16 protein-coding genes are annotated in these 20,333 nt (G+C 61.7%); 6 read left to right on the top strand and 10 right to left on the bottom strand.

Annotated elements, in window-relative coordinates; translation table 11 throughout:
* Positions 1 to 62: 62 nt before the first annotated feature.
* Both WA950_RS11210 and WA950_RS11205 read right to left on the bottom strand, forming a co-directional pair.
* Positions 63 to 1,982, bottom strand: coding sequence for an autotransporter assembly complex protein TamA (locus WA950_RS11210; protein WP_424551794.1), 1,920 nt, complete (start codon positions 1,980 to 1,982; stop codon positions 63 to 65).
* Positions 1,983 to 2,246: 264 nt separating this feature from the next.
* Complete coding sequence (locus WA950_RS11205; RefSeq protein ID WP_064331830.1) at positions 2,247 to 2,510, bottom strand: YMGG-like glycine zipper-containing protein; 264 nt, start codon at positions 2,508 to 2,510, stop codon at positions 2,247 to 2,249.
* Between the two features lie 456 nt (positions 2,511 to 2,966).
* Here WA950_RS11205 and WA950_RS11200 point away from each other — a divergent pair, with 456 nt between their 5' ends.
* The 4 genes from WA950_RS11200 (at position 2,967) to hemA (ending at position 8,181) form a co-directional block, all read left to right on the top strand.
* The gene (locus WA950_RS11200; protein ID WP_424551793.1) at positions 2,967 to 3,458 is read left to right on the top strand and encodes a (2Fe-2S)-binding protein; all 492 of its coding nucleotides are present in this window, start codon (positions 2,967 to 2,969) and stop codon (positions 3,456 to 3,458) included.
* A gap of 105 nt (positions 3,459 to 3,563) precedes the next feature.
* Positions 3,564 to 5,915: a xanthine dehydrogenase family protein molybdopterin-binding subunit gene (locus tag WA950_RS11195; protein WP_424551792.1), complete on the top strand. Its 2,352-nt coding sequence runs from the start codon at positions 3,564 to 3,566 to the stop codon at positions 5,913 to 5,915.
* Between the two features lie 11 nt (positions 5,916 to 5,926).
* The gene (locus WA950_RS11190) at positions 5,927 to 6,724 is read left to right on the top strand and encodes an FAD binding domain-containing protein (RefSeq protein WP_424551791.1); all 798 of its coding nucleotides are present in this window, start codon (positions 5,927 to 5,929) and stop codon (positions 6,722 to 6,724) included.
* A gap of 242 nt (positions 6,725 to 6,966) precedes the next feature.
* Complete coding sequence (gene hemA, locus WA950_RS11185; protein ID WP_424551790.1) at positions 6,967 to 8,181, top strand: 5-aminolevulinate synthase; 1,215 nt, start codon at positions 6,967 to 6,969, stop codon at positions 8,179 to 8,181.
* A gap of 18 nt (positions 8,182 to 8,199) precedes the next feature.
* On the opposite strand, the gene dxr is transcribed toward hemA, so the two are convergent.
* Positions 8,200 to 9,375 carry a 1-deoxy-D-xylulose-5-phosphate reductoisomerase gene (gene dxr, locus WA950_RS11180; RefSeq protein WP_424551789.1) on the bottom strand — a complete coding sequence of 392 codons (1,176 nt, stop codon included), beginning with the start codon at positions 9,373 to 9,375 and terminating at the stop codon, positions 8,200 to 8,202.
* A gap of 188 nt (positions 9,376 to 9,563) precedes the next feature.
* Between dxr and WA950_RS11175 the strand changes: the two genes are divergently transcribed.
* Both WA950_RS11175 and WA950_RS11170 read left to right on the top strand, forming a co-directional pair.
* Positions 9,564 to 10,280: an META domain-containing protein gene (locus WA950_RS11175; RefSeq protein ID WP_424551788.1), complete on the top strand. Its 717-nt coding sequence runs from the start codon at positions 9,564 to 9,566 to the stop codon at positions 10,278 to 10,280.
* Positions 10,281 to 10,337: 57 nt separating this feature from the next.
* Positions 10,338 to 10,718, top strand: coding sequence for a CAP-Gly domain protein (locus tag WA950_RS11170; protein WP_424551787.1), 381 nt, complete (start codon positions 10,338 to 10,340; stop codon positions 10,716 to 10,718).
* A gap of 381 nt (positions 10,719 to 11,099) precedes the next feature.
* Here WA950_RS11170 and WA950_RS11165 read toward each other — a convergent pair whose 3' ends face one another.
* The 7 genes from WA950_RS11165 to WA950_RS11135 form a co-directional block, all read right to left on the bottom strand.
* Positions 11,100 to 12,944, bottom strand: coding sequence for a TniQ family protein (locus tag WA950_RS11165; RefSeq protein ID WP_424551786.1), 1,845 nt, complete (start codon positions 12,942 to 12,944; stop codon positions 11,100 to 11,102).
* A 28-nt stretch (positions 12,945 to 12,972) separates the two neighbouring features.
* A complete protein-coding gene (locus WA950_RS11160) occupies positions 12,973 to 13,938 on the bottom strand; it encodes an ATP-binding protein (RefSeq protein ID WP_424551785.1) in 966 nt (321 codons plus the stop codon).
* Between the two features lies 1 nt (position 13,939).
* Positions 13,940 to 16,123 carry an integrase gene (locus WA950_RS11155; protein WP_424551784.1) on the bottom strand — a complete coding sequence of 728 codons (2,184 nt, stop codon included), beginning with the start codon at positions 16,121 to 16,123 and terminating at the stop codon, positions 13,940 to 13,942.
* Positions 16,124 to 16,174: 51 nt separating this feature from the next.
* The gene (locus WA950_RS11150) at positions 16,175 to 16,735 is read right to left on the bottom strand and encodes a hypothetical protein (RefSeq protein ID WP_424551783.1); all 561 of its coding nucleotides are present in this window, start codon (positions 16,733 to 16,735) and stop codon (positions 16,175 to 16,177) included.
* Between the two features lie 106 nt (positions 16,736 to 16,841).
* Positions 16,842 to 17,033 (bottom strand): hypothetical protein, encoded by a 192-nt coding sequence (locus WA950_RS11145; RefSeq protein ID WP_424551782.1) that lies wholly within the window; start codon positions 17,031 to 17,033, stop codon positions 16,842 to 16,844.
* A 325-nt stretch (positions 17,034 to 17,358) separates the two neighbouring features.
* Positions 17,359 to 19,278: an AAA family ATPase gene (locus WA950_RS11140; RefSeq protein ID WP_424551781.1), complete on the bottom strand. Its 1,920-nt coding sequence runs from the start codon at positions 19,276 to 19,278 to the stop codon at positions 17,359 to 17,361.
* Positions 19,279 to 19,321: 43 nt separating this feature from the next.
* A complete protein-coding gene (locus WA950_RS11135; RefSeq protein WP_424551780.1) occupies positions 19,322 to 19,939 on the bottom strand; it encodes a hypothetical protein in 618 nt (205 codons plus the stop codon).
* Positions 19,940 to 20,333: the final 394 nt, after the last annotated feature.

Raw genomic sequence — 20,333 nt, 5'->3', positions numbered from 1 at the left:
TCAACGTCTAGAATCTCAATCGCGCAACGGATCAAGAGCCTAGATGAAAATTGGGGCGACAGTCAGAAGGACTGGCCGATGCCGGCATAGATCCCGAAGGAGGTTCCGCCAGGGTATTTCTTCAATGGCACCGCGACATCGAGCCGGAGCGGCCCGAACGGCGTCGCATAGCGTATGCCGACGCCGGCACCGGCCCTCAGATCCTTGAAGTCCGGCACCTCGTCGGTCGAGACTGTGCCGACATCAATGAAGGGAACGATACCGATCGTCTCGGTGATACCGATGCGCGCCTCTGCGGAGGCCGCCACATAGGAGCGGCCGCCGAGCAGCTTGTTGTCAGCATTGCGCGGCGAGATCTCCTGATAGCCATAGCCGCGCACCGTACCGCCGCCGCCAAGGAAGAAGCGGCGCGTGGCCGGTATGTCGGAAAGCTCGTTGCCGCCAACGATCGTGCCAGCGGAAAGCTTGCCGGCCAGCACGAACCGGTCTTCGGTGCCAAGTGCCCGATAGCCGGTGATCGCGCCCTCGAAGCTCGAGAAAAACGTGCCGCGATAATTCTCGTAGCTCGGCTTCGCATTGATCAGGAAGCGGTAGCCCTCGGTCGGGTTCAGCTTGTCGTCGCGGGTATCGCGCACATATTCGATCGGCAGGCTGACCGTCAGGTACTTGTTCTTGCCGAAGGCGTCCTCGACATCGCTCCACATGACCTCGCCGCCGCCGCTCACGGTATCGCGGTCGGAAAGCTCGATGCTGACGCCCGCGGCGGCCGTGGTCGTAAACGCCTTGTAGGCATCGGGATCGACGATGGAGGCTTTGAGGCTGGCATTGAAAGTCGAGGCCGGGCCGAACGCACCGGGCTTGGAGAAAAGAATGGCGGTCGAATAGTCGAGGTCGCCAAGGTCCGATTCTCCGATCCGGTTGACCGATCCCTCGATACGCAGCGACTCGGCCTGGCCGAACAGGTTGCGATGCCCCCAATAGCCCTGGAGGCCCACACCGTCCGTGTTCGAATATTGCGCACCGGCGCCGAAATAGCGGTGCTTGCCCTCGGAAACCTCGATGGTCATCGGCAGTGAGCCATCCGGTGCCAGCTTGTCGGCCTCGCGGATCGTGACGCTGGAGAAAACGCCGAGCTGGCGTAGCCGCTCGCCCGCCTTTCCAAGCGCCTCGGGCGAATAGGGCTGGCCGGCATTGATGCGCGAATAACGCTGCACAAAATTCGGATCGACCGTCTTGGTACCGGAGACACCGACCTCGCCGATGGGCGCGACCGGTCCGCCTTCGGCGGCGATCACCACATCCACGGTCTGCGTCTTGTGGTCCGCCGTGGCATTGCGCTCCACGAGCCTCGCCAGCGGCCGGCCCTCGGCCTTGAGGTCGACGACGACCTTTTCACCGGCTTTCAGGATAAGGGTTGAATCGGCCCGCGCCCCGGGCACCAGCCCATAATCCGCAGGATTGCGGCCTTCCGCATCCCCGGAAAAGCCGACCTCGCCGAAGGTGAAGACCGGGCCGGGAATGACGCTGATCGTCACCGGCACCGGGCCCTTGTGGTTGAATTCCGGATTGGGTGGCAGCGAATCGAGGTCCTGCCCGTTGACGGTGACGTTCACGACACCGCCGTAGCGCGCATGCTCATAGAGAGCGGCGAGGATACGATCGCGGTCGTCGCGCGCCTTGATGACGAGGCCGAGATCGCCGGAGACCGGCTTGCCCTCGTCCTGCTTGAGGCGCGCGGTATTCTCGATCGCGTCCTTCAGGTCCTCGTCCGCGCCAGGATCGAGCGTCAGCGTATAGTCGACGGGATCGATGACCGCGACCGCTTCTTCCTCGTCTTCGAAGAATTTCATACCGAAGATCTCGAAGGCAGACGCCGGCTGGGCGGCAAACGGGCCGCACGCAAGCGCAGCAGCAACCGCGAGCGCGGTGCCAGCCTTCAGAAACGCATAACTCTTTTCCGGCCGGTTCACTTTATCCCGCATCCGCTACTATCCGTCGCCTTTCTCCTTCAGGTGCGGTGCGTGCGGCAGACCGACAGCTTCCGGCACAGACTTCAGGCGCTCCGATCCATCCGGAGCTTTCAGGCAGGAAAAGACCCTAACGTGTTAGGTTTTCCGTAATGTTAACGGCGGTTTTACACGCAGGTGCACGGGATTTGAAGCGCCGGTCCACATTTTCTGACGGAAGCCGAAAAGCAGAAGCCCCGGAGAACATCCGGGGCTTCGCATAGGTTGCGTGTGCAGGTATCAGTAACCCGACGGGCAACGGTCGATGTAGCGGCGGCCGTAGCGGTCGCGATAGTAGCACTGGCCGGGCTGCTCGGAGACGCTGCCGATGACGGCGCCGGAAACGCCGCCGATGGCCGCGCCGACAGCCGCACCACGGACGTTACCCGTGACTGCGCCACCGATGATCGCGCCGGAGACGGCGCCGATGCCCGCACCCTTTTCCGTCTGCGTGCAGCTGGCGACAGCAAGGCCGACCAGAACGAGCGCAATGACTTTCTTCATGAAGATGTTCTCCAAAGTTGAGCGGCGGCCGCGTTTTCACGGTCCACCCTATCCCCTTCTACTCAGTAACATACCGGGGCCGTCAACGACGGTCAGGTCTGTCCGAGGATGAAAATATCGCCGTTGATTGGGAAGTCCATGGCAATAAACTATTTTTTTGCGTCCCGAATAAATTTCATTTCCATTTCGTTTTGACTGGTCGCTGAACCAATCTTGAGAAATTTCGCAATTGCCTGAAAGTACCGGTTGATCGGCGCTCTAAAAAGTCAAATGATATGATTGTTGAGGTTGCACCGGCAGGGGAGGAATCGCCGTCGCAACTTCATTGTCGAAGTACAATGCACGCGAACAGAAAATGCTGGTGTCGTTTGATCCCCGGCCCGCGTCGTGAGGACGCCTGCTGCATGTGACGTCGGATCGACCGGCCCAGCGGACGCAACCGCCAGGGAGGAACGAATGACAAGAGTGGCAATGACCGTCAACGGCAGGAAGGTGAGCAAGGAGTGCGAGGACCGCACCCTGCTCGTGCATTTCCTGCGCGACCAGCTCAGCCTCACCGGAACCCATGTCGGCTGCGATACGTCCCAATGCGGGGCCTGCGTCGTGCATATGGATGGCAAGTCGGTGAAGAGCTGTTCCATCCTCGCGGCGCAGGCCGCGGGCTCGGATATCCTGACCATCGAAGGAATTGCGGCAAACGGCGAGCTGCACCCGGTGCAGGCGGCTTTCAAGGCCAATCACGGCCTGCAATGCGGCTTCTGCACGCCCGGCATGGTGATGACCGCCATCGACATGATCAACCGCTATGGCGCCAAGCTCGACGAGAAGACGGTCCGCGACAATCTCGAAGGCAATATCTGTCGATGCACCGGCTATCACAACATCGTGAAAGCCATCCTCGCCGCCGCCGAAGAAATGGGCGCGGCAGGCCGTCAGGCTGCGGAATAGCGCGCGGACGGCGGTTCCTGCCGATGGTTGCGATGCGTGTGCGCACGCCGCCCGGCCGACCGCCTTCAGCAAATCACGCGAACGATATCTCGGGAGGAGATGAAGATGGGTGTCGAAGGCATCGGCGCGCGCGTCGCGCGGAAGGAAGACAAGAGGTTTCTGACCGGCAAGGGCCGCTATACGGACGACATGGTCGTACCGGGCATGCGCTATGCCGCGTTCGTGCGCTCGCCGCACGCGCATGCGAAGATCAGGAGCATCGATACGTCGGCGGCAGAGGACATGCCCGGCGTGATCGCCGTGCTCAACGGGAAACAGATGCTGGACGACGGCATCGGCAACCTGATCTGTGGCTGGATGGTCCATTCCAAGGACGGCTCGCCGATGAAGATGGGCGCCTGGCGGCCGCTCGCGCATGAGACGGTGCGCTATGTCGGCGATGCGGTCGCCGTAGTGGTAGCCGACAGCATGGGCGAGGCGCGCGATGCGGCCGAGGCCGTCGTCGTCGACTATGACGTTCTGCCCGCCGTGACCGAGGCCGTGAAGGCGCTGGAAGCCGGACAGCCGCAGCTTCACCCCGAGGCCCCCGGCAACCTGATCTATGACTGGCAGATCGGTGACGCGGACGCGACGGACGCCGCCATTGCCGCGGCCGCCCATGTCACGGAGATGAAGATCGTCAACAACCGGCTCGCGCCGAACCCGATGGAGCCGCGCGCCGCGCTCGGCGTCTACGATTCGGCCGAAGACCACTACACCTGCTACACGACGAGCCAGAACCCGCATGTCGCGCGCCTCGTCATGAGCGCCTTCTATAACGTAGCGCCGGAAAACAAGCTGCGCGTCATCGCACCGGACGTCGGCGGCGGTTTCGGCTCGAAGATCTTCATCTACCCGGAAGAGATCGTCTGCCTGTGGGCCTCCAAGCGCTCCGGCGTTCCGGTGAAATGGACGAGCGACCGCACCGAGGCGTTCCTGACCGACGCACACGGGCGCGACCACGTCTCGACGGTCAAGATGGCCTTCGACGCGAACAACCGCGTCACGGCCCTGAAGGTCGATACGATCGCCAATTTCGGCGCCTACATGTCGCTCTTCTCTTCGGCCGTGCCGACCTATCTCTATGCGACCCTGCTTTCCGGCCAGTATGCCTTCCCGGCGATTCACGCCAATGTGCGGGCCGTCTACACCAATACGGCCGTGGTCGACGCCTATCGTGGTGCCGGCCGACCTGAAGCGACCTACCTTCTCGAGCGCACCATGGAGACGGCGGCGCGCGAACTCGGCGTCTCGCCAGCCGAGCTTCGCCGCATCAACTTCATCCGCTCCTTCCCGCACCAGACGCCGGTCATCATGAATTACGATGCCGGCGACTACGAAGCCTCGCTGGAGGCGGCGATGCAGGCTGCCGACTGGAACGGCTTTCCCGCCCGCAAGGCGCAAGCCGCCAGCCGCGGCATGAAGCGCGGCATCGGCATGAGCTGCTATATCGAGGCCTGCGGCATCGCGCCGTCCGCCGCAGTCGGCTCGCTCGGCGCCGGCGTCGGCCTCTGGGAATCGGCGGAGGTGCGCGTCAACGCGGTCGGCACAATCGAAGTGCTGACCGGCTCGCACAGCCACGGCCAGGGCCATGAGACGACCTTCGCCCAGCTCGTCACGGAACGCTTCGGCGTGCCGATCGACAGCGTCTCCATCGTGCATGGCGACACGGACAAGGTGCAGATGGGCATGGGCACCTATGGCTCGCGCTCCGGGGCGGTCGGCATGTCGGCCGTCGCCAAGGCGCTCGACAAGGTCGAGGCCAAGGCCAAGAAGATCGCGGCCCACCTGATGGAAGCCGACGAGAGCGACATCGTCATCGAGAACGGCGCCCTCAAGGTCGCCGGCACCGACAAGTCGGTTCCGTGGTTCCAGATGGCGCTGGCCGCCTATACCGCCCACAACCTGCCATCCGGCATGGAGCCGGGCCTCAAGGAGGGTGCGTTCTACGATCCGGCCAACTTCACCTTCCCGGCCGGCTGCTACATCTGCGAGGTCGAGGTCGATCCGGAGACCGGCAAGACCGAGATCGTGCAGTTCGTCGCCGCCGACGACTTCGGCAACATCATCAATCCGATGATTGTCGAAGGCCAGGTACATGGCGGCATCGCGCAGGGCGTCGGTCAGGCGCTGCTTGAAGGCGTCCACTACGATCCCGAGACGGGCCAGCTGCTGACCGCGAGCTACATGGATTACACCATGCCGCGCGCCGACGACCTGCCCTTCTTCAAGCTGTCGCATCAGCTCACGCCCTGCCCGAGCAATCCGCTCGGTATCAAGGGCTGCGGCGAGGCGGGCGCCATCGGCTCGCCGCCTGCGCTGATGAACGCCATCACCGATGCCATCGGCAACAACGACCTCACCATGCCGGCAACGCCCCAGAAGGTCTGGGCGGCTGCACGGCTGACGGCAAACTGACGGAGGACGCCATGTACGCAACCAACTATCACCGCGCGTCTTCGGTCGCTGACGCCGTCAAGCTTCAGTCGTCTTCCGGGGAGGCAAAATACCTCTCCGGAGGCATGACGCTGATTCCCACCATGAAGCAGCGGCTGGCCGCCCCTCCGGAGCTTGTCGACCTGCGGCATGTCGCCGAGATGAAGGGTATATCCGTCAGCGGCAACCGGGTGCGCATCGGCGCGGGCACGACGCACCACGAGGTTTCCACCTCGGCCGAACTGAAAGCCGTGTGCCCGGCGATCTGTCACCTTGCCGCCCTTATCGGCGACCCGCATGTGCGGCACATGGGAACGATCGGCGGCTCCATCGCCAACAACGATCCGGCCGCCGACTACCCGTCCGCCATGCTGGGACTGAACGCGACGATCATCACCAATGCCCGTGAAATCCCCGCCGACGACTTTTTCCTCGGCCTCTTCGAAACGGCGCTGGAGGATAGTGAGCTCGTCGTCGCGGTCACCTTCGACGCGCCTGCAAAGGCGGGCTACTCCAAGTTCGCCAACCCGGCCTCGCGCTTTGCGATGACCGGCGTCTTCGTGGCGAAGGCCGCAGATGGCGGCGTGCGCGTGGCGGTGACCGGCGCAGGCTCCAACGGCGTTTTCCGCCATGCGGGACTGGAGAAGGCATTGGCGACCAACTGGTCGGCGGATGCCGCCTCCGGCGTCACGGTGGATGCTTCGGACCTGCTGGCGGATATCCACGGCAGCGCCGAATATCGCGCGAATCTCGTGAAGGTCATGGCCAAGCGCGCCGTCGCAGCCACCTGACTGCGCGGAAAAAGCTGAAACTGTTCGATTAAAAGGACGATTGAGGCCGTCCTTTTTTCATGCAGACTTGACATGCATCAACAGGAAATGGCCTTTGGCAGGCTAGGATACATTGGAATGGTTCAAAGGTGGCTCGATTTGCCGCAGCGGATACCGTTGCAGCAAGACGACACTGGGTGTAGCCGTTTGAACGACCGCAAACGATGATGACGTCCGGGTTATTGCCGGACTGGAGACGCCGGATGGACTTCGAGACCTACTTCCAGAACGAACTGAATGGCCTGCATCAGGAAGGCCGTTATCGCGTCTTCGCCGACCTGGAGCGCCAGAAAGGCAACTTCCCGAAGGCCACCCGTCATACGGCAAGCGGTATCCAGGACGTCACGGTCTGGTGTTCGAACGACTATCTCGGCATGGGTCAGCACCCGAAAGTCACCGACGCGATGAAATCCGCCATCGACCAGTGTGGCGCCGGTGCCGGCGGCACCCGCAACATCTCCGGCACCAATCACCACCACGTCCTGCTGGAGCGCGAGCTTGCCGACCTGCACGGCAAGGAATCGGCGCTGCTCTTCACCTCGGGCTACGTGTCCAACTGGGCAGCCCTTGGCACGCTCTGTTCCAAGATCCCCGGCATCATCTGTTTCTCCGATGCCGGAAACCACGCTTCGATGATCGAGGGCATCCGCCACTCCAAGTGCGAGCGCGTGATCTGGAAGCACAACGACCTCAAGGACCTGGAAGCCAAGCTCGCCGCCGCCGACCCGAAGGCGCCGAAGCTGATCGCCTTCGAATCGGTCTATTCGATGGACGGTGACATCGCTCCCATCAAGGAAATCTGCGACCTTGCCGACAAGTATGGCGCGATGACCTACCTCGATGAAGTCCATGCCGTCGGCATGTACGGCCCGCGCGGCGGCGGCATTGCCGAGCGCGAAGGCCTGATGCATCGCCTGACCCTCATCGAGGGCACCCTCGGCAAGGCCTTCGGCGTCATGGGTGGCTATATTGCGGGTTCGGCCGCGCTCTGCGACTTCGTCCGTTCCTTCGCCTCCGGCTTCATCTTCACGACCTCCCTGCCGCCGGCGATTGCCGCTGGCGCATGCGCGGCAATCCGGCACCTGAAGGAAAGCCAGACCGAGCGCTTCGCCCATCAGGAGCGTGTCCGTCGCCTGCGTTCGGCCCTGGACCGCAACGGCATTCCGCACATGCCAAATCCGAGCCATATCGTGCCGGTGATGGTGGGCGATGCCGCCAAGTGCAAGTGGATCACGGACCTGCTGCTCGACAATTTCGGCATCTACGTCCAGCCGATCAACTACCCGACGGTGCCGAAGAAGACCGAGCGCCTGCGCATTACGCCGACGCCGCTCCACACGGATGCCGATATCGACCATCTGGTCGGCGCCCTGCATTCGCTCTGGTCGCGCTGTGCGCTGGCCCGCGCCGTCGCCTAAAAAGCGACCCAGGCAGAACTATCCGATGAGCCCGGCGGCCACCCGCCGGGCTTCTTCGTCTGCCGCAAAGACATCGTCCATCGAAGATGCCGCAGGCAGGTGGGCAAGCCTGTCCATCACCTGCTCGGCAATGTCAGCCATGGCGAGGAAGCCGATGCGTCCGCCGACGAACGCGTTGAAGGCAACTTCCTCAGCCGCATTCATCACCGCGCCCTGCAAGCCGCCGCGCTCCAACGCTGTGCGGGCAAGGCGGAGCGCCGGGAACCGCACCTCGTCCGGCGCCTCGAAATCGAGCCGCGACAGCTTCGCGAAGTCCAGCCGGTCGACATTGAGCGGCGAGCGCTCCGGATAGGTCAGCGCATAGCCGATGGCGGTGCGCATATCGGGCGCGCCGAGCTGCGCCAGCACCGAACCATCGACATAGCCGACCATGGAATGGATGATCGACTGCGGGTGCACGACGACCTCGATCTGGTCCGGCCGCACATCGAACAGATGCTTCGCCTCGATCATTTCCAGCGCCTTGTTGAACATCGAAGCGCTGCCGATCGAGATTTTGAGGCCCATCGACCAATTGGGGTGCGCGCGCGCGATATCGGCGGTAACGCCGGCCATCTGCTCGCGGCTCCAGGTGCGGAAGGGTCCGCCGGACGCCGTCAGCACGATGCGCTCGACGGCATGGCGCTGGTCTTCCTCCAGCGACTGGAAAATGGCGCTGTGCTCGCTGTCGACCGGAATCAGCCGCCCGCCGCCCTGCGCCACCGCATCGACGAACAGGTCGCCGGCGGAAACGAGGCATTCCTTGTTGGCAAGCGCGATGTCCGCGCCCTTGTTTGCCGCCGCCAGCGTCGGGGCGAGGCCCGCAGTGCCGACGATCGCCGCCATCACCCAGTCCGCATCGCCGGAGGCCGCTTCCATGAGCGCCGAGCGCCCCGCTGCAGCTTCAATGCCGCTGCCGGACAACGCATCCTTGAGCGCGCCATAGCGGCTCTCGTTCGCCGTCACCGCCATTTGCGCGCCGCATTCCTTCGCCTGTTCGGCGAGCAGTTCGACATTGCCGTTGCCGGTCAGCGCAAGCACCTCATAGCGCTCGCGCCCGCCAAGCTGGCGCACCACGTCAAGCGTGCTGGTGCCGATGGAGCCTGTGGAGCCGAGAATGGTGATGCGGCGCATCTGCCGCGCGTCGGGAGCCATGATCATTTCCGCGTTTTTCTTCTTATCGATAGAAGGCTCTACAGGCGAAAGACGCCTGCAACAAGTCATCGAAATGCTGTAAAGCGGGTGCTTGACAAGACTTCTGGAACCCTTGGCTTGACCTTTTCGCCCGGACGGCCATAACGTCCCCGCAAAGCGGTCTTCCGCGCTGACGATTGGAGAAATCTGTGCACCGACGCCTGAGAGTATGGACCCTCGCCTGCATCGCCCTTTGGGCAGCGGCTCCGGCCTATGCCGACGAGCCGGTCCCGGGTGGTCTCGGCGGCACATGGCTGGCCGAAGACATCAGCGGCAACGGCGTCATCGACGACCTGCAGACCACGCTGGAGATCAAGCCGGATGGCTCCTATGGCGGCAATGGTGGCTGCAACACCTATCGCGGCAAGCTGAAGGTGCAGAACGGCAACATCGCCTTCGCCCCCGCCGCCGCGACCCGCAAGATGTGCGCTCCGGCCATCATGGACCAGGAGCAGAAATTTTTCGACGCCCTCGGCACGGTCACCTCGTGGAGGCTCGAAAACGGCATCCTGCACCTGACGGCCAAGGAAGGCGCACCGGCAATCCGCCTCGCCGCACTCAAGAACAACACGGACGTCGTCATCCGCCTGCCAGGCCCGGAACAGAGCGTGGTCCGCGAGACGCTGAACTATCAATGCGACGCCGAGCAGCGCGTCGTCGTCGAATACATCAATGTCGGCGCAAATTCGCTGGCCGTACTGACGATCGCGGAAGAGACGATCATCGCCGCCAACGTGCTTGCGGCCTCTGGCGCCAAATATGCCGGCGGCCAGTACGAGTGGTGGACCAAGGGTGACGAGGCGACGCTCTACGACCTGACGAAGGGCGAGAACGCACCGGGCGTAACCTGCCGCAAGACAAGCTGAGCTTTCACGTAAAACGGCCGAACGTTTGCGGGAATCGCTGAGGGAAAAGGAAACGGAATGCCCACGTTTCATGTCGGCCAGAAAGTCGTCTGCATCAACGACCGTTTCAAGAACGTCTCGATCGATCAGGGCATCCGCAAGGGCCAAGTCTACACCGTTCGCTGGAGCGGCCATTACCGTCACTATGTCGATGGCGACTTCTACGGCATCAAGCTGGTGGAACTCTATCGCGGCAAGGACGACGGTCCGGAAGGCTACGGCGCCACCGACATGCCCTTCCGCGCCAGCCGCTTCCGCCCCCTCGTCTCCGACCGCATCCGCAGCATGCTCGGCATCAAGGCGCCACCGCCGAAGATCGTCGCAAAGCCGTCGATCGTGCCTTCCGTGCGCACCAAGCCGCGCGTCGTCACGCCCGAGCGCGAGACCGAGGACGTCTGACGGCCTGCCGTCAGGCCCGCAGACGAGGCCAGGCCGGCCCGTCGGCGCAGACATGCTGCCAACCTGAAAAGTGGCGCAGCATTTCGAATTCACACCAGCGATCCGGGAATGTGCGCCGCACGCACCTCGATCGGACGCAGAATCAGCCGTCCGATCCAGACCGCGACCGTCGTTGAAGCGCTCATTTATTGGCGCGGTTCAGTAGGTTTGTCCCAGAGCGGCTACACCCACACTGATTCTATTGGGATATTTTCGGTTGTTAGATTTGGTGTATCCCTGACGTTTCAATTGATATGTCCCCAGCATGATGCTCGTGAATTTCGGGCAACAAAAAAGGCCCCGGAACCGGAGCCTCTGAAACGTCGCATGATGAAACCAGTGTTAAGCTGATGCCCGGTCGAAAGTGAACTTATCCAGATCGCTCCGCCAATAATACCTTCCTGGTCGGGAACCAGGGTCGAAGCTCGGCTCAATACCGAGCGCTTCCATGCGTCGAACAATTACGTCGGCGCGTGTGCCGTACAGCGAGGCGATTTCGGCAACTGAAATATGAAGACGTCGGAAATCCTCTAGAGCCTTTGGCTCGATGAACGGTTGCATCCGACGTGACGTACGATTGAGTCTCGTGACCGACGAAAGGACTCCGGTGGCGACCAGGGGATAGGTTTTGTATTTCGCGGTATTCAACAACTCCGCGGCTTCCGCGATCGACAGCAGATCGGTTCCGATCTCCTGTCTGACGACAAGACGCCTCTTCCCCTGGGCTTCCTTCAAATTCACTAACAGATTAGCGAACGTGATACCGTTGCCGGATCGCGCAATACCATCAAGCTGGCCGTCAAAGATCATTCCGACCACTTCCCTTACCTGGCAGTTGCACCTGTGGGCCACCTTTACGATCGGCAGGTAGCCATCGAGATCGATCTCGGTCTTCGCTCGCTCGAACAAGCGGCGCTGGAAATCAATCAGGTCCTGCCTCCAGATGCGGGTGTAGATGCGCAGATCGCCGCGATCCGCCTCGACGCGGGGCAGAAAGCCAGCGTCGATGATCTCGTGGAGCCGCGGTCCCTTCAAACCGAGAATAGCCGCCGCCTCGGTCAGGGATAGAGCATCCTGCGCGGCCTCGAGAATGGGCTTTGCTTGTTCCGCGTCAAAGGAAATCTTCGCCGTTGTCGCCTCTTCCACCTTCAGAATGCCAGCTTTCGTCAATAGCCCGACAATGCGTTGCTCCCTCAGGCCGTATTCGACACTCGCCGAGCGTACGGTGTGACGGTAACGCCTGCGCGTAGGCAGAATGCAAATCTGGCCTTCACCCAGCGGCATGTTTCTTTCGGCCAGGTCTTGAAAGAACTCGACGAGGGTTGCGTAGGCCGGAACATCGTGATTGCGCCGAAGCCAGCGCGTGATCGGGTCCATCGGGGAAGCCCCGTCTTCCACTAAGGCGCTTTCACCGAGTACAAGCTCAGAGACCAGTTCCGAGATGTGCGCTTCGCCCAGCTTTACGGCGTTGAATCCGTACTCCGCATCGTTAAGGGTCTCAAACGATCCGTCTTCGCTGACCGCAGCGCTGCGATATCGACGCAGAAAACGGCCGAAATACTTGCAGAGCCCTGCGACCACGTATGCCTCAAGGCTATCGAGGAAAGGGTTGACGATTGCGCCTTGAATGCGTCCGATCAAGTATCTGTCAAGCTCCCGCGGCGGGCGGCTCGTCGCGTCTCCATGATCGTCGGCAAACAGATGCGCGTTGGACCGAACAAAGAGAGCGAAGTCATCCTTGTTGTTGTCGCAAGCGACGTCGGTAATCCGCGAACCGTGGATCGGGCATGTCCCGATGGCTTTTGTTTCCCACCACACCCGTACGTACGGGTGTGAAACCTTGCGGCCTTCTTCAATCCGAAGGTCGTGCTGAACGCACTGGACACAAAAGCGGTGTGTGTTGCCGCGGCGATGGTCGCGGCCGAATACCGCGTTACCCAACCTGAAATGCAGCTTTTCGTCGGCGCGGCGCACGGCGAAGCGACCCAGCCTGTCCCGTTTCTCCCCAGTCCAGGACTCCAGCAGTGCCATTGAGCCTGCTTCACCGCGCATGATCGCGAGTGCGCTTGTTTCCGTGCAATTCAGGAATACTTCCAGGGAAGGAAACCCGTTCGCCGCCGCGAGGCGAGATACGAAACCAAGCGGGGTTTCATCGTCGTGGAACGGGATCGTGACAGGCAGCTTCATCGGGCTTCCTTTGCGAAGCAGGTTCTGTTCAGGCGAGGTCTGCCAGCGCGTGACCCGGTGCGAGGTCGCGCCAGCGCGCGGCGGTGAATACGTTGTCACGGGGCATGCATCCGGTATCGCGCTCGTAGTTGCGGGCGAACTCCTTGCTCGTGACCGATTTTCGACCTCGCACGAGTGCGCGAAAACATGCCTCTTGCACCATCGCGATCATCGATCCGAATGCGCCGTTGCTTGCAACGCAGAGCCTCTCGGGAAAAACCTCATCGAGAAGTTCCGCAGACAAGGCCAACCCGCATCCATCGTTGGCCACCTTCTTCAGGATGCTCGTGATCCATTGAGCATCCGCGGGACAGTTGAGCGCGTCGTAGCGCAGGACGCGGGAACGGTTGGCAAGCTGGGGATCACCCTTGAGCAGTTCCGCGAGCTCGGGCACGCCGGAGTAAATCGTGTGCAGCGGCCAGTCCGCAACCTGGATCAGGCTCTTGAGCGTGTCCTGGACGTTGCTGATCGCTTTCGGAGTGTTGTGCCGCATGACGTGTTGCATCTCGTCGATATGAAGGTACTTCACGCCCCGCTCGCAAAGCTGGGCCTTGAGGACAGCGAAGAGCGCGTGTTCTGTCATGCGCTCCCGGGTAGGCAGTCCCATGGCCGTCAGGATCGTGATCGCGAGCGCCTTGGTATTGCAGGGCTGGGGCGCGTCGATGCTCAACACAGGCGAGACGACTTCACCGTGCTCGTTTCTGTGCGGGCGGAATTCCGGCATCGCGGCGAAGTGGTGCTGGAGCGAGCGGGTCTTGCCGCTACCCGAGTCCCCGATGACAAAAAGAGCACGCCGTTTCGAGCCGGCACCCCGTTCCCAGTCCGTCACGTTGACGGCCATCTCACGGAGATAGGACGCGAGCTTTCCGTCGCGGCCCGTCGTGAAATAGCTTGCACGGACGCTGGCCTTGATGGCGGCGAAGACCGAAGTTTCGATAGGCGTGGCGTCGGTCATGTCAGTCGTCCTCGTTGTAGTCGAGAGTGGAAACGATCGGGATCGGCCGGGTCGGAAGCGCTTCCTCGCTCGAGGGTGCGACCAACGCTGGGCCGGATTTCAGGTGGTTGATGGGCAAGGCGCGCCTCGGGGGACCGCGGAGAGGATCGGCGGGCGGCGACATCTCCGGCACGAGTTCGGGCAGAGGCCCCGCACGTCGCGTGCCGGCTTTCCACCCGCGCATGACTTCCCGCTCCATCCGCTCATGTTCCTCGGCATCGGGGATGGCAGGGGTCAAATGAGCGCGGACAGTCGCGTTTTCCCCCGCACGCCGCAGCCTGTTGACGGCATCGTACATCGCCGCCATGCCCTCTTCGGCCTCCGTGGCGTTGTGTGCGAGTTCCTCCTTGCGGGCCGCGATCCATTCCGCGAGCGTGAGGTCGTCATTGAGGCCCACGGTGTTTTCCACCGTGAACCATCCCTCGTCGCCTTTCACGGCAATCCAGCGGACATTCTCGGGATCGCTCTTGATCTCGAACTCCTTCTTGCCGTGGCGCATGCGCTGGACGTTGAGTTCGTCACTCCCGTACGTGATGCCCTGATAGGTGATACCGTCGTCGGAGATCGGACGGTTCGAAGGTTCACCGAAGACGTGAAGCATCTCCTCGTCCGATGGAACCTGCCGAACACGGCACTCCTGCGTGGCGCGTACCCACGCGTTGTGCGGGGAGTTTCCGCCGAGCGAGGCATGCGGCTTGTTGTGATAGATGTCGCAGATCGCGTAGGTAAACATCCGGACAAACTCGTCCGTGGTCAGGGAGGCGAAGTCTTCCGGCTTGTAATCGCCCTTCTCTGCAACCGAACCGAAGGTGCGCCCGTCGAAGAACTGGGCGATCATCGGACCGATCGAATGGAAAAGGCTCTCGATGAACGGACGACGCGCCGGGTCTCCTGCAGGCGGGCATGTCGTGCCGACGAGCGCGGCTTTGAAGACCGCGCGCGTGCGCTCGGCGATGAACGCCGATCCGTTGTCCGAATAGACCTCCTTCGGTCTCAGCATGCCGATCCAGGGTGTCTTCGCACCCACCGATTGCGACAGTAGTCGCTTGTCCGACATGATCATGCGAAGCGCCGAGATGGCGGCGTTCGCAGTCGGATTGAATGCCGCCCTGAAGGCCAGGACATACCTGGTTGCCACATCGATCGCCGCCACGAACCAGATGCGCACCTTCGGGATGTTTGCGCGCACCTTCTCGGGGAGGCCCTCGTACAGCCCCGTTTCCACGAGAAGCGTCATGAGATCGACATTGACTTCATCGATCTCGACACGCTGACCGGGGGTGAGGATATCGTAGGTCCGCAGGTTCCGGGCGTACTTATCGATCGCCCACTTCTCGCCGTGGCGGCTCGCGTCCTTTTCGAACTCGTCGAACCGGTTGATCATGGACTCGAACTTGGTACGCGAAACCTTGTGCAGCTTCGTGGTCCGCGTCTGGTTGATCTCGAAAAGCTCGGCGCGATACAACAGGTAGCAGTGGGCCTTGGTGGGCTTCTTGCGCGACAGATACCGACGCGCGCCACGGTGGGCGACCGCTAAGCTCTCGGTGCAACTCATGAAGAGGCGCTTTCCTGGGCCATGATGACGATGCGCCAGCGCCAGCGTCTTCCTGCCGCATGCCATGTAATCGGCATAGTCGCGGTTGAACTGGCGTACCGTCGGTGCCCCGAACGAAGTAGTGCCGCGATCACTGCGCTTGCGTCGCTTTCCCTTCGCGCCTTTCAGGATTTCATCAGCCCATGCATCGAGCAGAGGCTGAAGCTTCTTTTCCGAGCGGGGGAGCGCCTTACCTGCTTTCATGCACTCGTCCTCGTAGCGCAGGATGAGCTTCTCGCGAAAACTGGGCAGGATGCGTTTTTCGGGATCGAGGCCTTCGAAGGTCTCGTCGCCCCAGATGAGGCGGAGCTTCTGTTCGGGAACGCTGTTGTAGCCGTAGCGAATGGCCGCCCGCTTCTCCGTCAGCCAACGATGGATTTCCGCGTGGCCCATGAAAATCTCTCGACCGTCATCCTCGTGCCGCATCACGTAGCCATCGCCATCGGCGCGCAACGGAACATAATTCTGGCCACCGCTGGTGAAGCGATCGGTATCGTCCATCTCGACGATCGAGTGGTGGTATACGCGTGCGGGCAAGGCATAATTCGGCATTGCGATCTCTTTACTCCGTTGGAAACGATGGCGCGGCGCGGGAGAGTTCGGTCAGGACGGCACGGTCAGCCAGCTCAGGTCGGAGATGCGCCCTGGGGAGAGCGGGACCAGATCGCCGCGGTCGATGAGTTGCCACACGGCATCGCGCCGCGCCCCGACATGGCGGCAGCCGCGCAGCAGTTCTGCGAAGTGAAAGCGACCGACGAGACGCCTGGCGATGGACCGGGTGTTTTGGCACTCGACCTCGTCGAAATGCTCCCGGGCGCGCAGGATGTCATGGGCGTTGTAGAACGCCTCGTAGGTTGCATCCTCGTCCGTCATCAGGCGCAGGTCGTCTGCGACATGGGAGAAGTCATGCCTTGCGATCCGGTCGAACATGTCGAGGATTTGCGCCTGCTTGCGGGCGTGTTTCACCGCGACGGCGACACGATAGCCATCGTCGAAGACCACATAGTAATCGAACGTGTGGTCGTGGATCACGCCATCGTCGTCTGCAAACGGCAGGACGGGGAACTGGGAATGCAGTTCGCGAACGTCCGAACGCGCCTGGATGACCGTGGAGACGCGGTGTTCAAGCTCGCTTTCGTGGAACACCACGTTGCCGTTGAACATCGTGAAACCGCGCGCGGTCTTTGCCTGGCGAAGCGCCGGACGCCGCGTTGCGTGTCCCTCGGTAGGCTCGTTCCAGTAAAGCGGAATGTCGCGGCTCTGACTGGCGTCAGCGCCGCCGCGGTATTTTACAGCCCCCTGCCTCAGTGCGGCCGTGCTTGACCTTCAGCTGGAGAACAGGAGATTCGTAGTTGCGCGAAGACGCTGCCGTTGGCACAGGCGCACGGCGGCCATCTACAACAAAGCCGAGTCCGGCCTTCTTGAGCGCAATGTTACGGGCGACCGTATGGGCAATGTTCATGCTCGGCTCCTTCCACCTTGTCACTACGCGACACACAAGATTGGCTGGAGGAGATGCCTTTTCACAAAGAGGACTAGCCTCGTTCGGAGAAGTCAAAACCTCCTATTCGTAGTATGAGCATTCTGCTTCTCCGTTTTCGTGCCGCCCGGTTGGAGGCGGTTTGATCCTGAGCCACATGGTGCACTGTTCTGGTGTACTTGGGCGGGACCGGCTACCTACGCGTCAGAAGTTAACAGGTTCTTAAAGTCTGAACCGTGGACGCGTGCTTTATTAACTTTTTCGGTGCCGAGCCTCCGGAGACGAAACTCGGCACCGCCGCTAGCCGTCAAGGGACGACGGATGCGGTATCTCTGGAGCCTGTCGACAACATTGCCCGAACCTCGTCCCCCGTGACTCGCCCATTGCTTACAAGCACATCAGACACGCCAGCGAGGTCGGCACGCCTTTCGGTCAGAATGCCGACGGCACGGTCGAACTGCTTCCGAAGGCGGCATTCGACCAGTCGCCGAAGTTCGGGATCACGTTTACGGATGCTCTCCAGCGGATGGCTGCCGTGGCCGAGTTCCACCGACAGCGTCGCGCCAAGGCCATAATGGCGTTCGGTGCGCGTCGCCAAATCAGTGGCGAGAGCAAGGTCCGAAGTAGGCGCTCCTCCTGCGCCATCGGCGTGAAAACCGAACACGACGGTCTCGGCCGCGATGCCGCCAAGAAGCATCGCGATCCTGTCGTCGTAATGCGCGGCCGTCCTGATGATGCCCCTGGCGGGTTCGAAGCTAGCGCGCCCGGCACTCTGCCGCGCACCATTCATGGACACCTCTCGCTCGACATAGACCCCGGTCAGCACGTCGCATGCCAAAAGAACGCCGACAATCGCATGCCCGGCCTCATGTACCGCCGCATGTCGCAGTTCGTTCTCGGCCATAACATACTGCTTCGGCATCACTTCCAGGAGCAGGCTCTCGGTGATTGTGCTATGTCGTCGTCGTGCGAGACGCCGAACGTCACGGGCAAGCTTCTCGATATCGGCACCAGACCACGACCGAGTTGCTGCAACGACCTTTCTCAGGTCACCGTCGATCTCCTGGCCTTTCAAGTGGTGGCGCAGGATTTCCACTCTGGCCGCCGCGTCTGGCAGCGGAATTTCGATCATGGTTTCGAGCCGCCCCGATCTCAGGAGTGCTCGGTCGATGCCGTCTGGATTATTGGTTGCCCCGATGACAACCACGCCTTCACGGCCCTCGGACGGGTCCAGACATTCAAGTAGACCGTTGATCACCTGGCGGCGGTAGTCGCGATGATGATCATCGGAGGTGGGGCCATCGCGGTCACCGAACGAGTCGAACTCATCGATAAAGAGCACGCTGGGTGCCTTCTTGGTGGCTTCGGCGAAGGCCGCCCTCATCGCGTTCAGCAAATCACCGAGATGACCTTTCGACTGCCACCTCGCTGCAGAAGCGACTACCAACTCTACACTGCATGTCGTCGCCAAGGCTTTGGCATAAGAGGTTTTGCCGCAGCCCGGCGGGCCGTAGAGCAACGCCCCGCGATCAACGTCCTCCCAATTGATCTCCCCCGCCCGCCATGCGGCGAGGTCCTCGGCCAGTTGAATGCCCCAATCCTTGGCCTTTCCATAGCCGTGCATGTCCTGGAGACCCACTGCGGACGGTGCTTTCGCAACCGGCTCCGGCTCGACGGATTTAGCCTCCATTCGCTTCATCTGGCGTACCGAACTCATGAGCGGGCGCGTATGCCTAACTGCTACCAGGATAGCGTCGAATGACTTCGTCGACAGGAATTTAGCATGCGCCTCGGTCATGCCTGGGACCTTCGCCTCCCGCGCCGCCGCGATGAAGTGTTCGGTTGTCGGCCTGGCGATGTCGGCGACCAGATCGGCTCCCGCGAGGAAATCCGCGGGCAGGTAGTCTCGCTCTTCAGTGACGACTACGACTTGGCGAGCGTGTTTGATGCGGTCATAGACCGACCTCCCCTCAATGGTGGACTCGCTGACAGTGAATACAACGGCGGGATCGTTGCCATATTCATCCGCATTCGCGGGGTCCTGGATGAGACTCGACACGGCCCGGCGATAATAGTCAGCCGTGTTCTCGGGGGCGATGAGAACAGCGATAAAAGCGAGGTTCTGGCGGTGCAGGAATGGCCGAAGAGCATTGCGGACACCGCATCGCGCAACTGCGATAGCGAGATGTGGCGGCGACTTCGGTGCACTGAGCGATCTGTACGACATTGAAAGGTTCTCCATAGGCGACGGGACGGCGGCGGTATCGGTCTCACCGCGGTATCCGCCTCACAGCCGTCTCGGGACCGAGCGGTGCGTCGTCGAGATCGACCTCGACGAAGCCATGGAGAATGAGAGATGCGATCCCCGGAACGGGCCTCGTTTCCTGGAAGGCCTTGAGGCATTCCCCGAGCGGCAGGGAACCGTGTTCATCGAGTGCTGCCAGCAGGCGAAGCCGATCCCCGAGAGGCGTGACATGAGCGGCGTAGCGCAACAGGTCCCTGGCGTTCCTTAGCCTGAAACCGTCGTAGATTTCGGCACGCTCGAGGAGTCGGTAGCGGGCGTTAATGCGCATGGCTTCCGACGCAATGGCGGCGACATCGACAGAGACAGCGCGATCAGGTGCGTCGAGATACAGGACGGTACCGTCCTCGTCGAAGACCTGGAAATCGGTGATATGGGCGATCCCGCCAGTACCGAATGGTGATGGCATACATCGCCAGGCTGTGACCGAAGGGTTCACATCGAGAAGACATCCAATATCGCGGGCCGCTTGAGAGCGGAACAGGCGTACGCCGTCACACTTTACCGTGCCGGCCGGATGATAGGTTCTGATCAACGAGGAGTTTCTGGCCGCGCGCAACGTGGCGGCCTGCTTGGCAATTCCCATGGCATCCTCTGACAAAAACGGTTGGTCGTCGCCGCGGTCATCGCGGCAGCGAGGGTCAACCTATTCGTATGAGGTGGCGAGGGCTGTTTTGCATGCGTGAACATTTAGCGAACAAAATTTCAGAGTCAACCGGGCTCTGTGAAATTTTCTGCAGGCAACTTTTCCGGGAAGGCCCGGTTGATACGATGAAATTCCGGTTTTTCTGTCGACGGCCTGAGCGACGACCATTCCGCTCAAAGGACAAAATCGATGACCCAGGTTCGCAGGAATAGCGTGCGAATATGACCCTGTAGGCTGACGCCGCCAAGGCGTTTTCCGCATTCGTCATTTCATAGGGGCATTCACCATGTCCGTAGCCCGTCTCCCGTTTCGAATAAGTCGCGTATCCAGAGAG

The organism is Shinella sp. (assembly GCF_049651085.1).
Taxonomy (GTDB): Bacteria; Pseudomonadota; Alphaproteobacteria; order Rhizobiales; family Rhizobiaceae; genus Shinella.
Note: the sequence above shows the minus strand (reverse complement) of the source record. Positions and strands in the feature narration are given on the sequence as shown.

Coding starts and splice junctions, on each gene's coding strand:
- WA950_RS11190 (WP_424551791.1), top strand. CDS start 5,927: ATGTACGCAACCAACTATCACCGCGCGTCTTCGGTCGCTGACGCCGTC.
- WA950_RS11205 (WP_064331830.1), bottom strand. CDS start 2,510: ATGAAGAAAGTCATTGCGCTCGTTCTGGTCGGCCTTGCTGTCGCCAGC.
- WA950_RS11155 (WP_424551784.1), bottom strand. CDS start 16,123: ATGCCGAATTATGCCTTGCCCGCACGCGTATACCACCACTCGATCGTC.
- WA950_RS11210 (WP_424551794.1), bottom strand. CDS start 1,982: ATGCGGGATAAAGTGAACCGGCCGGAAAAGAGTTATGCGTTTCTGAAG.
- dxr (WP_424551789.1), bottom strand. CDS start 9,375: ATGGCTCCCGACGCGCGGCAGATGCGCCGCATCACCATTCTCGGCTCC.
- WA950_RS11170 (WP_424551787.1), top strand. CDS start 10,338: ATGCCCACGTTTCATGTCGGCCAGAAAGTCGTCTGCATCAACGACCGT.
- WA950_RS11200 (WP_424551793.1), top strand. CDS start 2,967: ATGACAAGAGTGGCAATGACCGTCAACGGCAGGAAGGTGAGCAAGGAG.
- WA950_RS11145 (WP_424551782.1), bottom strand. CDS start 17,033: ATGAACATTGCCCATACGGTCGCCCGTAACATTGCGCTCAAGAAGGCC.
- WA950_RS11160 (WP_424551785.1), bottom strand. CDS start 13,938: ATGACCGACGCCACGCCTATCGAAACTTCGGTCTTCGCCGCCATCAAG.
- WA950_RS11135 (WP_424551780.1), bottom strand. CDS start 19,939: ATGGGAATTGCCAAGCAGGCCGCCACGTTGCGCGCGGCCAGAAACTCC.
- WA950_RS11195 (WP_424551792.1), top strand. CDS start 3,564: ATGGGTGTCGAAGGCATCGGCGCGCGCGTCGCGCGGAAGGAAGACAAG.
- WA950_RS11150 (WP_424551783.1), bottom strand. CDS start 16,735: ATGTTCAACGGCAACGTGGTGTTCCACGAAAGCGAGCTTGAACACCGC.
- hemA (WP_424551790.1), top strand. CDS start 6,967: ATGGACTTCGAGACCTACTTCCAGAACGAACTGAATGGCCTGCATCAG.
- WA950_RS11140 (WP_424551781.1), bottom strand. CDS start 19,278: ATGTCGTACAGATCGCTCAGTGCACCGAAGTCGCCGCCACATCTCGCT.
- WA950_RS11165 (WP_424551786.1), bottom strand. CDS start 12,944: ATGAAGCTGCCTGTCACGATCCCGTTCCACGACGATGAAACCCCGCTT.